Raw genomic sequence first — 11,996 nt, 5'->3', positions numbered from 1 at the left:
CAGATCGGTGAGCACCGCATCGCGGTTCATGATCCCGGTCAGTGGGTCGGTGCGCCACGCCATCCAGAGCTATGCCGAAAGCGAGCGTTTCAGCGTGGTGCGCGAATACTGCGGCCACGGCATCGGCAAGGTCTACCACGACGAGCCGCAGGTGGTGCACTACGGCCGCCCGGGCCAGGGCCTGGTGCTGCAGCCCGGCATGACCTTCACCATCGAGCCGATGATCAACGAGGGCACCCGCTACAACAAGGTGCTTCCGGACGGCTGGACCGTGGTGACCAAGGACCGCAAGCTGTCGGCGCAGTGGGAGCACATGATCGCGGTCACCGAGACCGGCGTGGACGTGCTGACCCTGTCGCCGGGCGAATCGCAGGTCTCCTGACGATGCTGCCGGCGGGTTCACTGCTGGACGCGCCGGCCGACTCGCTCGACGATCCCGAATGGGCAGCTGCCGCGCGGCAGGCGCTGCAGCAGGCCGATGCGCGGTTGTACCGGCGCTTCGACCAGGGCGACAACATCGAACGCCTGATCGCACTGCGCGCGCGCGCCGCCGACCACCTGATCCGCCTGGCATGGCAGCGTTGCCTGCCGCCCGGCAGCGGGTTGTCGGTGTTCGCAGTGGGCGGTTACGGGCGCGGTGAACTGTTCCCGCGCTCGGACATCGACCTGCTGGTGTTCGGCGATGCCCCGGCGCAGCTGGCCCATCAGGCCGCCCTGTCGCGGCTGTTCGCGCTGCTGTGGGATTGCGGCCTGGCGGTCAGCCATGCGGTGCGTTCCGCGGCGCAGTGCCGCGAAGCGGCCGCTGACCAGACCGTGCTGACCGCGCTGATCGAAGCGCGCCCGATCGTGGCCGACGACGCTGCCCGGCGCGCGTTGCGCGGGGCCATCGATGACCGCGAGCTGTGGCCGGCACGTACGTTCTTCCTGGCCAAGCTGGAAGAGCTGCGCACCCGCCACGAGCGCTTCGGCGACACCGCCGACAACCTGGAGCCGGACCTGAAGGATGGCCCCGGTGGACTGCGCGACCTCAATACGCTGGGCTGGATGGCGCTGCGCGCGTTTGGTGTACGCGATCTGGAAGCACTGGTCGGGCTGGGCCACCTGGGTGCCGACGAAGCCGCCGCACTGAAGCGCGAGCGCGCGGTGCTGGCGCGGTTGCGGTTTGGTCTGCACCTGGTGGCACGCCGCCCGGAAGAGCGCCTGCGTTTCGATTACCAGAAGACCCTCGCCGCGCGCCTGGGCTTTGAAGACGACGCCGAGAACCTGGGCGTCGAGAAGATGATGCAGGGCTTCTACCGCGCCGCGCTGGTGGTGCGCCGGATCAGCGACCGCCTGCTGCAGCGCTTCGAGGAGCAGTTCGATGGCGAGGCGCAGCCGGAACCGCTGACGGTCGGTTTTTCGCTTCGCCGCGGCTACCTGGCCGCCAATGATGCCGACTGGCCGCGCGGCGATATCGGCCAGGTATTCGCGCTGTTCTCCAGCTGGGCCAACAACCCGCAGGTACGCGGCCTGCATTCGCTCACCGCGCGTGCGCTGGCCGAGGCGCTGCCCGTGCTGCCGGCCTACGACAAGGCCGACGCCGATGCGCGCGAGCAGTTCATGGCCCTGCTGCGCGGCCAGCGCCCGGTCGACACGCTGTCGCGCATGGCGCGGCTGGGCGTGCTCGGGCAGTGGATACCGGCCTTCGCCCAGGTCAGCGGGCGCATGCAGTTCGATCTGTTCCATGTCTATACGGTCGACCAGCACACGCTGATGGTCCTGCGCAACATCGGGCTGTTCGCCAGCAGCCGCGCCGACGAACGGTTCTCCATCGCCCATGAGGTCTGGCCACGCCTGCGCAAGCCGGAACTGCTGCTGCTGGCCGGCCTGTTCCATGACATCGCCAAGGGCCGCGGAGGTGACCATTCCGAGCTGGGCGCGGTGGACGCGCGCGCGTTCTGCCAGGCACACGCGCTCAACGGCACCGATACCGAACTGGTGGCGTGGCTGGTGCAGCAGCACCTGCGGATGTCGGTGACCGCGCAGAAGCAGGATATTGCCGACCCGGTGGTGATCCATCGCTTCGCCACGCTCGCCGGCAGCCGTGACCGCCTCGATTACCTGTACCTGCTGACCTGTGCCGACATCGCCGGCACCAGTCCCAAGCTGTGGAACGCGTGGAAGGACCGGCTGCTTGCCGATCTGTACTTTGCGACCCGGCGCGCGCTGCGTGATGGGCTGGAACACCCGATGCCGGCCGCCGAGCGGGTGGCCGAGGCGCGTGACAGCGTGCGTGCGCTGGTGCGCGAGCAGGGCTACGACGATGCCACCATCGACCGCCAGTTCGCAGTGATGCCCGACGAGGGCTTCATGCGCCTGCGCCCGGAACAGCTGGCATGGCAGGCCTCGGCGCTGGTGCCGATCAGGCAGGGCCACACCCTGGTGAAGGTGCGCCGGATCAGCGTGGACGACCCCGCGCTGGAAGTGTTCGTGCACTCGCCCGACCGCGATGGCCTGTTTGCGGCCATCGTGATGACCCTGGACCGCAAAGGATATGGCATCCACCGCGCGCGCGTGCTGGACGGCCCGGCGGACACCATCTTCGATACCTTTGAAGTGAGTCCGGCCGACACCTTTGCCGATGGCAGCAGCGCCAACCTGGAAGCCGCACTGCGCGAAGCGCTGAGTGGCGACCTGACCCGCCTGCGCCCATCGCGGCGGGTGGTGCCACGGCAGCTGCGCCACTTCCGCTTCGCACCGCGCATCGAGTTCCGCGATGAGCCCGGCGCGACCCGTTTTGCCCTGGTCGCGCCCGATCGCCCCGGCCTGCTGGCCGATGTGGCCTTCGTGCTGCGCAACCAAGGCCTGCGCGTGCATGACGCGCGCATTGCCACATTCGGCGAACGTGCCGAAGACACCTTCGTGATCAGTGACGAACACGACCTCCCCCTGACCGAACCCGCCCGGCAGCAGCTGCATGACGCGATGCTTGCCTGCCTGGACCCCGATCGAAACGCCGGAGACCCCACCTGATGGCCACCAAGCCTGCGAAAAAGACTGCTGCGACCGCCAAGAGCGCGGCGGCGAAAAAGACTGCTGCCTCGAAGAAGGCCGCCCCGGCCAAGGCGCCGGTGAAGAAGGCTGCTGCTGCGAAAACCCCGGCGAAGAAGGCCCCGGCCAGGAGTGCCGAAGCCGCCCGCGCTGAAACCATTGCCCGCAAGTCGCTGCGCAAGCCGCCGGTGCCGGGTGTGGAAGAACTGAAGTTCGGCATCGAGAGTGCTTTCGAGCGCCGTGCCACGCTGACCCTGCATGAACTGGAGGGCTCCACCCGTCCGCTGGTCAACCGGGTGATCGATGGCCTGGAATCCGGTGAATTCCGTGTGGCCGAGCCGGATGGCCACGGCGGCTGGAAGGTCAACGAATGGCTGAAGAAGGCGGTGCTGCTGTACTTCCGTGTCAACGACATGGCGGTGGTCGATGCGCGCCCGGCGCCGTTCTGGGACAAGGTCGAATCGCGCTTTGCCGGCCATGACGAAGCGAAGTTCCGCCGCGCGGGCGTGCGCGTGGTGCCGGGTGCGATTGCACGCCGCGGCACGTACTTCGGCAAGGATGTGGTGCTGATGCCGAGCTTCACCAACATCGGTGCCTACGTCGGTGAAGGCACCATGGTCGACACCTGGGCCACCGTCGGTTCCTGCGCGCAGATCGGCCAGCACTGCCACCTGTCCGGCGGTGCCGGCATCGGCGGCGTGCTCGAGCCGCTGCAGGCCAGCCCGACCATCATTGAAGACCACTGCTTCATCGGCGCACGTTCGGAAGTGGTCGAGGGCGTGGTCGTCGGCCACCACAGCGTGATCGGCATGGGCGTGTTCCTCAGCCAGAGCACCCGCATCTACAACCGCGCCACCGGTGAGATCACCTACGGCTACATCCCGCCGTACAGCGTGGTGGTGTCCGGCTCGCTGCCGAGCAAGGATGGTACCCACTCGCTGTACTGCGCGGTGATCGTCAAGCAGGTCGATGCGAAGACCCGCAGCAAGACCAGCGTGAACGATCTGCTGCGTGGCCTGGCGGATTGAGCGGGGCAACGGCATGAGCACCACTGTCTACGGTCTGAAGAACTGCGATACCTGCAGGAAGGCGACCAAGTGGCTGGACCGCTTCGGCGTGGCGTACACCTTTGTCGACTACCGCGACAACAAGCCCAGCCCGGAAACCCTGCTGGAGTGGGCCGCGCAGCTGGGTGGCCTGGCCGCGATGGTCAACAGGTCGTCCACCACCTGGCGGCAGTTGCCGGACAACCGCAAGGCCGCCGATTCGGATGCCGAGTGGAAGCTGCTGCTGCGCGAGTACCCGCAGCTGATCAAACGCCCGGTGGTGGTGACTGCCGACGGCGTCGTCAGCCAGGGCTTCAGTGACAACGGGTTCAAGGCACGCTTCGGCGTGGGCGGCGCGTGAGCGCCGTCCTCGACCTGACCTGCGATCTCATCGCGCGGCCCTCGGTGACGCCGGACGACGCCGGCTGCCAGGCGCTGCTGTCGGCGCGCCTGCAGCAGGCCGGCTTCCAGTGCGAACACCTGCGCCTGGGCGAGGTCGACAACCTGTGGGCCACCCATGGCAGCGGTGCCCCGGTGCTGGTGCTGCTGGGCCACACCGATGTGGTGCCGCCGGGCCCGCGCGAGGCGTGGCAGAGCGATCCGTTCACCCCGCAGATCCGCGACGGCGTGCTCTACGGCCGTGGCACCGCGGACATGAAGGGCAGCGTGGCCGCGTTCGTCATCGCTGCCGAGCAGTTCGTGGCCGCACACCCTGACCATGCCGGCACGCTCGCCGTGCTGCTCACCAGCGACGAGGAAGGCGATGCCATCGATGGCGTGCGCCATGTCGCGCGCCTGTTCGCCGAGCGTGGCCAGCGCATCGACTGGTGCATCACCGGCGAGCCCTCCTCGACGGCGACGCTGGGTGATCTGCTGCGTGTCGGCCGGCGCGGCAGCCTGTCGGCCAAGCTGCGCGTGCAGGGTGTGCAGGGCCATGTGGCCTACCCGGACAAGGCGCGGAATCCCATTCACCAGGCAGCGCCGGCAGTGGCTGAACTGAGTGCGCGGCGCTGGGACGAGGGTTTTGAAAGCTTCCCGCCGACCAGCCTGCAGATCTCCAACATCCATGCCGGCACGGGCGCCAACAATGTGATTCCCGGCGAACTGGAGGTGGATTTCAACATCCGCTACAACCCGCATTGGGATGCGCCGAGGCTGGAAGCAGAGATCACCGCGCTGCTGGACCAGCACGGTCTGCAGTACACGCTGAAGTGGCACCGCAGCGGTGAGCCGTTCTACACACCCGAAGGTCCGCTGCGCGCTGCTGCGCGTGCGGTGCTGGCCGAGCACATCGGCCGTACGCCGGAAGAAAGCACCGGCGGTGGCACCTCCGATGCGCGCTTCATCGCGCCGCTGGGGGCGCAGTGCATCGAAGTGGGGCCGGTCAACGCCAGCATCCACCAGGTGGACGAGAACGTGCGCGTGGACGAGCTTGAAGCTTTGCCGGGCCTGTACCAGCGGCTGGTGGAGCGCCTGCTGGCTTAACGGTAGGTGCCGACCGGTGGGTGCCGACCGGTGGTCGGCACGCCTCTGGCTGGTTGCCAACGCAACTGTTGCACGGCTCCCAGAACCGGGTTACGGTCGATGCCATGTCGATCCGCCTGGCCACCGCCGTCAACAACACCAACCGCAATAATCTGCGCACGAATAATCGTGCGCGGCCGATGCGGGACTGCGCCCTGGGTAGATAGACAGCAACATACGCCCGGACACCAGAAAACCCGCATCGGCCGATGCGGGTTTTTTTGTGCCCGGGCGCAGCCCTCCCGGGCCTGGTTGGCCGGTCGAACACCTTCCCCCCGTGTAATCCCCCACTACAGGAGCGCCACCCATGTGTTCGATCTTCGGAATCTTCGGCCTGCAGGCCGGTGACGATCTTCCCGCCCTGCGCCGCCACGCGCTGGAGCTGTCGCAGCGGCAGCGCCACCGCGGCCCGGACTGGAGCGGCGTGTACCTGGACGAAGGCGCACTGCTGGTCCATGAGCGCCTGGCCATCGTCGACCCGGCCGGTGGCTCGCAGCCGCTGCTGTCGGCCGATGGCCAGCTGGCCCTGGCGGTGAACGGCGAGATCTACAACCATCAGGCCCTGAAGGCCGCGCTGACCGCCGCCTACGACTTCCAGACCGGCTCGGACTGCGAAGTCATCAACGCGCTGTACCGCCAGGGCGGTGCGCCGGCGCAGTGGCTGGAACAGCTCAACGGCATCTTTGCGTTCGCACTATGGGACCGCGATGCCGGCCGCGTGCTGGTGGCCCGCGACCCGATTGGCGTGGTGCCGCTGTACTGGGGCCATGATGCGCAGGGGCGCCTGCGCGTGGCGTCTGAAATGAAGGCGCTGGTGGATGCATGCGCCGACGTCGCGCAGTTCCCGCCGGGCCACTACTACGACAGCGCCAGCGGTGAACTGGTGCGCTACTACCAGCAGCCGTGGCGCGAGTACGCCGATGTGGAAGGCCGCCAGGCCGATCTGGCCGAACTACGACAGGCGTTCGAACAGGCGGTCGAGCGCCAGCTGATGAGCGACGTGCCTTACGGCGTGCTGCTGTCCGGCGGTCTCGATTCCTCGCTGGTGGCAGCCGTGGCCGCACGCTACGCGCGCCGCCGCATCGAGGATGGCGGGCAGAGCGAAGCCTGGTGGCCGCGCCTGCACTCGTTCGCGATCGGTCTGAAAGGTTCGCCGGACCTGGCCGCGGCCGCCATCGCCGCCGAAGCGCTGGGCACCGTGCACCATGGCTTCGAATACAGCTTCGAGGAAGGCCTGGACGTGCTGCCGGAGGTGATCCGCCACATCGAGACCTACGATGTCACCACCATCCGTGCATCCACGCCCATGTTCCTGCTGGCGCGGCGGATCAAGGCCATGGGCGTGAAGATGGTGCTGTCCGGCGAGGGCAGCGACGAGATCTTCGGCGGCTACCTGTACTTCCACAAGGCGCCGGATGCGCGCGAATTCCATCAGGAACTGGTGCGCAAGCTCGACGCCCTGCACAACTACGACTGCCTGCGCGCCAACAAGTCGATGATGGCCTGGGGCGTGGAGCCGCGCGTGCCGTTCCTGGACCGCGAGTTCCTCGATGTGGCCATGCGGTTCGACGCCGCGCACAAGATGGTCGGTGCCGGCTTCGGCGGCCGCCGCATCGAAAAAGCGGTGCTGCGCGAAGCGTTCGATGGCTACCTGCCCGACAGCATCCTGTGGCGGCAGAAGGAGCAGTTCAGCGATGGCGTCGGCTACGGCTGGATCGATGGCCTGAAGGCCCATGCCGAGGCGCAGGTGAGTGACCGCGTGCTGGCGGCGGCTGACAAACGCTTCCCGCACAACCCACCGCAGACCAAGGAGGCGTACTACTACCGCCACTTGTTCGAACAGTTCTTCCCGAGCCGTGCCGCTGCCGAAACCGTGCCGGGGGGCAAGTCGATCGCCTGTTCCTCACCGGCCGCCATCGCCTGGGACGCGAGCTTTGCCGCCGCCGCCGATCCGTCCGGCCGCGCCATCGCCGGCGTCCACGAACAAGCCCTGGCCTGATGTTTCCGCCGGGCACGGCCCGGCGCTACCGAACAATGATTCCGCCGGACACGGCCTGGCGCTACCTTCCCCGGTAGCGCCGGGCCATGCCCGGCGGGCGCGCGAAGAAGGACGTATCATCGGGCCCCTGCGCATTGGGGAATGTTCATGGACGTACAGACCGGAGGCAGCGTGCCGCCGATGAAATGGGGTTGGCGTTATCTGGCGTGGGCGGCGGTTCCGCTGGCGATCGGCCTGGCGCTGGCGCGCTATGCGGGGCCGGGCGTGCCGTCGGTTGCGGCCAAGGCCGAGGCGGTGGTCGGCAGTGATTGGGCCCACCACCTGGCATCGCCGCTGGGCCTGTTCCTGCTGCAGCTGCTGGTGCTGCTGCTGGTGGCCAAGGGGGCGGGCGCACTCCTCAAGTATCTCGGCCAGCCCGCGGTGATCGGCGAGATGGCCGCCGGCCTGATGATGGGGCCGCTGGTGCTGGGCAGCCTGCTGCCGTCGCTGCACGATGCCCTGTTCCCGGCCATGTCGCTGGGCCCGCTGGGCATGCTCAGCCAGTTGGGCGTGCTGATGTTCCTGCTGGTGGCGGGGGCCGAACTCGACCTGGGCGCACTGCGCGGCCGCCGCAGGTTCGCCTTCACCGTCAGCCACGCCGGCATTGCGGTGCCGTTCGTGCTGGGGGTCGCGCTGGCCATCTGGCTGTATCCCGAACACGGCCCGCAGGGCGTGGGCTTTACCGCCTTCGCGCTGTTCGTCGGCATTTCCATGAGCATCACCGCGTTCCCCGTGCTGCTGCGCATCCTCGCCGACCGCGGTATCACGCAGACGCCGCTGGGGCAGACCGCCATCGCGTGCGCGGCCCTGGGCGACGCCACCGCATGGTGCATGCTGGCGATGATCGTGGCCACTGCGCAGGCGGCGGGATGGCTGCCGGCCAGCGTCAACCTGCTTTGCGTGGTGGCGTACATCGCGCTGATGCTGGGCGCGATGAAGCCGTGGTTCGCGCGCCAGCAGATCACCGCCGGGCGCGAAGGCCGCTGGCTGCTGGGGATTCTGCTGCTGTCGCTGGCCAGCGCGCTGGTGACCGAGGTACTGGGCATCCATGCGCTGTTCGGCGCATTCGCTGCGGGTGTGGCCGTCTCGTCCAACGCGCAGCTGCGCAACCTGCTGGTGGCCAAGGTCGAACCCTTCGCCGTGACCCTGCTGCTGCCGCTGTTCTTCGCGATGACCGGCCTGCGCATGCGTGCCGACGTACTGCAGACCAGCGACATCCTGCTGTGCGCGGTGGTGATCGGGGTGGCGACGGCCGGCAAGCTGCTGGGTACCTGGAGCGCGGCGCGCAGCACCGGCATGGACAGCCGTGAGGCCTGGCGCCTGGGCGCGTTGATGAACACCCGCGGCCTGATGGAGCTGATCGTGCTCAACCTCGGCTACGAGCTGGGCCTGCTCGGTGACCGCCTGTTTGCGGTGCTGGTCGTCATGGCACTGGTGACCACGGCGATGACCGGGCCGCTGTTGAACCTGATCGAGCGGCGCCGGGCGTGATCCGTACGCTGTAGAGCCGAGCCTGCGCTCGGCTTCACGCCAAGGCAGCCGAGCATGGGCTCGGCTCTACATTCATCTCGCCGGGACCAGTTTCAATACATGCTGCGCCTTGCCCGGCAGGAACGGGGTCGGGCGGCCATGCACCCAGTCCTCGTGGCCGGCGCCCCAGTAGGGCGACAGCGGGTGCCCACTCTGGCCGCCGGGCATGTGCACGATGCCATCGGCTTCATGGCCGGGCGACACCACCATGCGCTGCGAGGCACCGAAGTTCGGCCCCTGCACACGCGGCATGTCGCGGTCGCCAGGCAGCTGGTCGGCCGGCATGCACAGCCAACGACGGGTGAAGGCGGGCAGGGCACGCGAGACGGGGTGGCAGATGTCGGCGACGTTGCGCTCGCCCCACGTGCGCTGCTGCAGCGGCCCCTGCTTGCCAAGGTCGGCTTCAAGGGTGTGCGCAGCGTTGGCCAGCAGTGCGTCCCAGTTGTCCACGCCCGGCGGCAGCAGGTTGGCCGGGCGCTGTTCCAGCATCGGCCAGACCACGCCTTCCAGTTGCGCAAGGCGCGGCGGCAGGAAGTCCTCGCCCAGCCGCGCCCTGGCCGGCGCCAGCAGCGCCCGTTCGATGGCATCGAGCACTTCGCCACGGAAGCCGCGCACGATCCGGTAGCTGGTTGAACTGGCCGAGGCACGCGCGTCCCAATGCCCGCTGGCGGCGGCCAGCCGCTTCAATGACGGGTCGTCGCTGCGTGCAGCGGTGTCCTGCAGCAGCACCCACCAGCGCTGCAGGAACACGGCACGGTCGTCGAGCTGGATCGCCAGCAGGTCATGTTCGTCGAAGCGTTCCTGGCTGGCCAGCAGGTTGCGGATCTGCTGGCCGCGCGCGCCCAGGTCGTAGCCCGCGTTGCCGACCACGGCCAGGCTGGCATCATCGACCACGCGGCTGTTGGCGGTCCACAGCCGCTGTGCAGGCGGATCGATCAGCGCCGGCGCGGCATCGCTGCGGATCGGCCACGGCGCGCACTCTGCACTGTTCTGTGCACTGCTGAAGCCCTGCGGCACGCAGCCGGGGCCACGATCAGGGCGGGCGCCGACCAGACGCCAGGCAATGCGCCCGCTGCGGTCGCCGATGACCAGGTTCTGCGCGGGAATGCCGGCGTGGTCGGCGGTCTTCAGGGCCTGGTCGAGGTTGCCCGCGCGGGCCATGTCGGCGAAGTCCATGCGCACCGCGCCGGGCAGGTGGGCGACCCAGCGCAGGGCATCGCCGCTGCCGTCGGCGTGAGTGTGCAGGATCGGTCCCCAGGCGGTTTCGCGCACCGGGAACACGACATCGGGATTGCCTGCCACGGCGATGCGTTCCTGGTGCACGGTCACCGCGGCATTGGCCGGTTCGCGGCGGAAGTCGGCGGTGTCGATGTAGCTGTTGGTGAAGCCCCAGGCCACGTGCCCGTTGCTGCCGACGATGACCGCCGGCACGCCTGGCAGCGAGAAGCCGCTGACATCGACCTGGCCGCCGGGCGCCTTCGGATCCGGATAGCGCAGGCGCACGCGGAACCAGAGGCTGGGCGCACGCAGGCCCAGGTGCATGTCGTCGGCGACGATGGCGCGGCCGTCGGCGGTGAGCGCACCGGCCACGGCGAAATTGTTGCTGCCGACCGCATTGGTTGCGGCGGCCGGTGCGGTGGGCGCGGACGCCAGTGTACGCAGGTCCAGCTGCGTGGCATCGGGCAGCACCGCATCGCCGCGCGGCTCGCCCTGCAGGGGCGCGTCCCAGCTGCTGCCATCGTGGGCCAGCAGTGCGTACAGGGCAGGCGGCACCACATCGCGGATGCGGCTGAGCGCCAGTTCGTTCTGGTTGCCCGGGTCCTGCAGGTCGGCATACATGGCCAGTCCGGCCAGTACACTGTCGCTGGCCTGCCAGGGTGTGGGCGATTGCCGTAGCAGCAGGTAGGCCCAGGGCCGCACTGACAGATCGGCCACGCCGGCGTTGACGCCCTCCACGTAGGCGCGCACCGCCTGCGGGTTGTCGCCCAGCGCAACGTCCAGGTGCGCCTCGGTGCGGGCGCGCAGCCGGTGCACGCGCATGCGCTTGTCGGCGTCGATGGCCAGCGGCCCGAACAGCGCCGACAGTTCACCGGCGGCGCTGCGGCGCATCAGGTCCATCTCGAAGTAGCGCTCCTGCGCATGTACGTGGCCCAGGGCGCGCATGGCGTCGGCCTGGCTGCCGGCAGTGATGGTCACCACCCCCAGTGCATCGCGTTCGACGCTGACCGGCGCGGCCAGCCCGGGCAGCGCCTGGTCACCGTCCAGTTCCGCCAGGCTGCCGCGCAGCAGCAGCCACAGGACCAGTACGGTGGCCAGCACGATGGCGATGAGCGCCGCCAATATCCAACGCCAGGTACGTCGCATTGCAGGTCCTTTGGGCACGCGTGGGGAAAGTGTAGCCGCAGGCGCAACTGCGACTGATTCCGATTAGATCACCGTATTTTGAAATACGGCACCCTATGCCGCATCGATTCACAGGAGCCCCCCATGAAAGGCAACCCGGACGTCATCGCCTGCCTGAAGGAACTGCTGCGCGGCGAGCTTGCTGCCCGCGACCAGTACTTCATCCATTCCCGCCGCTACGAGGACCAGGGCCTGTTCGCGCTGTACGAACGCCTGAACCACGAGATGCAAGAGGAAACCCAGCACGCCGACGCGCTGCTGCGCCGCATCCTGTTCCTGGGGGGCGACCCGGACATGCGCCCGCATGCCACCGAGCCCGGCAAGACCGTGGAGGAGATGCTGCAGAAGGATCTCGATACTGAATACGCCAGGGGTGACCTTGCCGACCATGATGTCGCCGGCGCGGACTTCGGCACCGATGTACA

General features: G+C 68.5%; 9 protein-coding genes. 8 read left to right on the top strand and 1 reads right to left on the bottom strand.

Annotated elements, in window-relative coordinates; genetic code table 11:
- The 7 genes from ACQKDV_RS15005 to ACQKDV_RS14975 form a co-directional block, all read left to right on the top strand.
- Positions 1-382: M24 family metallopeptidase (locus tag ACQKDV_RS15005; protein WP_427784736.1), on the top strand; the 382-nt coding region annotated here is incomplete at its 5' end.
- Between the two features lie 2 nt (positions 383-384).
- Entirely contained in the window at positions 385-3,012 is a 2,628-nt protein-coding gene (locus ACQKDV_RS15000; RefSeq protein ID WP_427784735.1) for a [protein-PII] uridylyltransferase, read from the top strand.
- Entirely contained in the window at positions 3,012-4,058 is a 1,047-nt protein-coding gene (gene dapD / locus ACQKDV_RS14995) for a 2,3,4,5-tetrahydropyridine-2,6-dicarboxylate N-succinyltransferase (RefSeq protein WP_427784734.1), read from the top strand. Before ACQKDV_RS15000 ends, dapD begins: the two co-directional genes overlap by 1 nt.
- Before the next feature lie 13 nt (positions 4,059-4,071).
- The gene (locus ACQKDV_RS14990; RefSeq protein ID WP_427784732.1) at positions 4,072-4,437 is read left to right on the top strand and encodes an arsenate reductase; all 366 of its coding nucleotides are present in this window, start codon (positions 4,072-4,074) and stop codon (positions 4,435-4,437) included.
- The gene (dapE, locus tag ACQKDV_RS14985) at positions 4,434-5,561 is read left to right on the top strand and encodes a succinyl-diaminopimelate desuccinylase (protein WP_427784731.1); all 1,128 of its coding nucleotides are present in this window, start codon (positions 4,434-4,436) and stop codon (positions 5,559-5,561) included. Before ACQKDV_RS14990 ends, dapE begins: the two co-directional genes overlap by 4 nt.
- 346 nt (positions 5,562-5,907) lie before the next feature.
- Positions 5,908-7,599 (top strand): asparagine synthase B, encoded by a 1,692-nt coding sequence (gene asnB, locus ACQKDV_RS14980; protein ID WP_427784729.1) that lies wholly within the window; start codon positions 5,908-5,910, stop codon positions 7,597-7,599.
- Between the two features lie 141 nt (positions 7,600-7,740).
- Entirely contained in the window at positions 7,741-9,129 is a 1,389-nt protein-coding gene (locus ACQKDV_RS14975; RefSeq protein WP_427784728.1) for a cation:proton antiporter, read from the top strand.
- A 72-nt stretch (positions 9,130-9,201) separates the two neighbouring features.
- On the opposite strand, the gene ACQKDV_RS14970 is transcribed toward ACQKDV_RS14975, so the two are convergent.
- Positions 9,202-11,532, bottom strand: coding sequence for a penicillin acylase family protein (locus tag ACQKDV_RS14970; protein ID WP_427784727.1), 2,331 nt, complete (start codon positions 11,530-11,532; stop codon positions 9,202-9,204).
- Between the two features lie 123 nt (positions 11,533-11,655).
- Between ACQKDV_RS14970 and ACQKDV_RS14965 the strand changes: the two genes are divergently transcribed.
- Positions 11,656-11,996, top strand: a 341-nt coding sequence (locus ACQKDV_RS14965; RefSeq protein WP_427784726.1) for a ferritin-like domain-containing protein, incomplete at its 3' end; no start/stop codon positions are given.

The sequence above is a fragment of the Stenotrophomonas sp. NPDC077659 genome (assembly GCF_050268705.1).
GTDB lineage: Bacteria > Pseudomonadota > Gammaproteobacteria > Xanthomonadales > Xanthomonadaceae > Stenotrophomonas.
The sequence above is the reverse complement of the archived record's forward strand: the minus strand, read 5'-3'. Positions and strand labels throughout refer to the sequence as shown.

Excerpts from the sequence above, each read along its gene's own strand:
- ACQKDV_RS15000 (WP_427784735.1), top strand. The coding sequence starts at position 385 with ATGCTGCCGGCGGGTTCACTGCTGGACGCGCCGGCCGACTCGCTCGAC.
- dapD (WP_427784734.1), top strand. The coding sequence starts at position 3,012 with ATGGCCACCAAGCCTGCGAAAAAGACTGCTGCGACCGCCAAGAGCGCG.
- ACQKDV_RS14990 (WP_427784732.1), top strand. The coding sequence starts at position 4,072 with ATGAGCACCACTGTCTACGGTCTGAAGAACTGCGATACCTGCAGGAAG.
- asnB (WP_427784729.1), top strand. The coding sequence starts at position 5,908 with ATGTGTTCGATCTTCGGAATCTTCGGCCTGCAGGCCGGTGACGATCTT.
- ACQKDV_RS14975 (WP_427784728.1), top strand. The coding sequence starts at position 7,741 with ATGTTCATGGACGTACAGACCGGAGGCAGCGTGCCGCCGATGAAATGG.
- ACQKDV_RS14970 (WP_427784727.1), bottom strand. The coding sequence starts at position 11,532 with ATGCGACGTACCTGGCGTTGGATATTGGCGGCGCTCATCGCCATCGTG.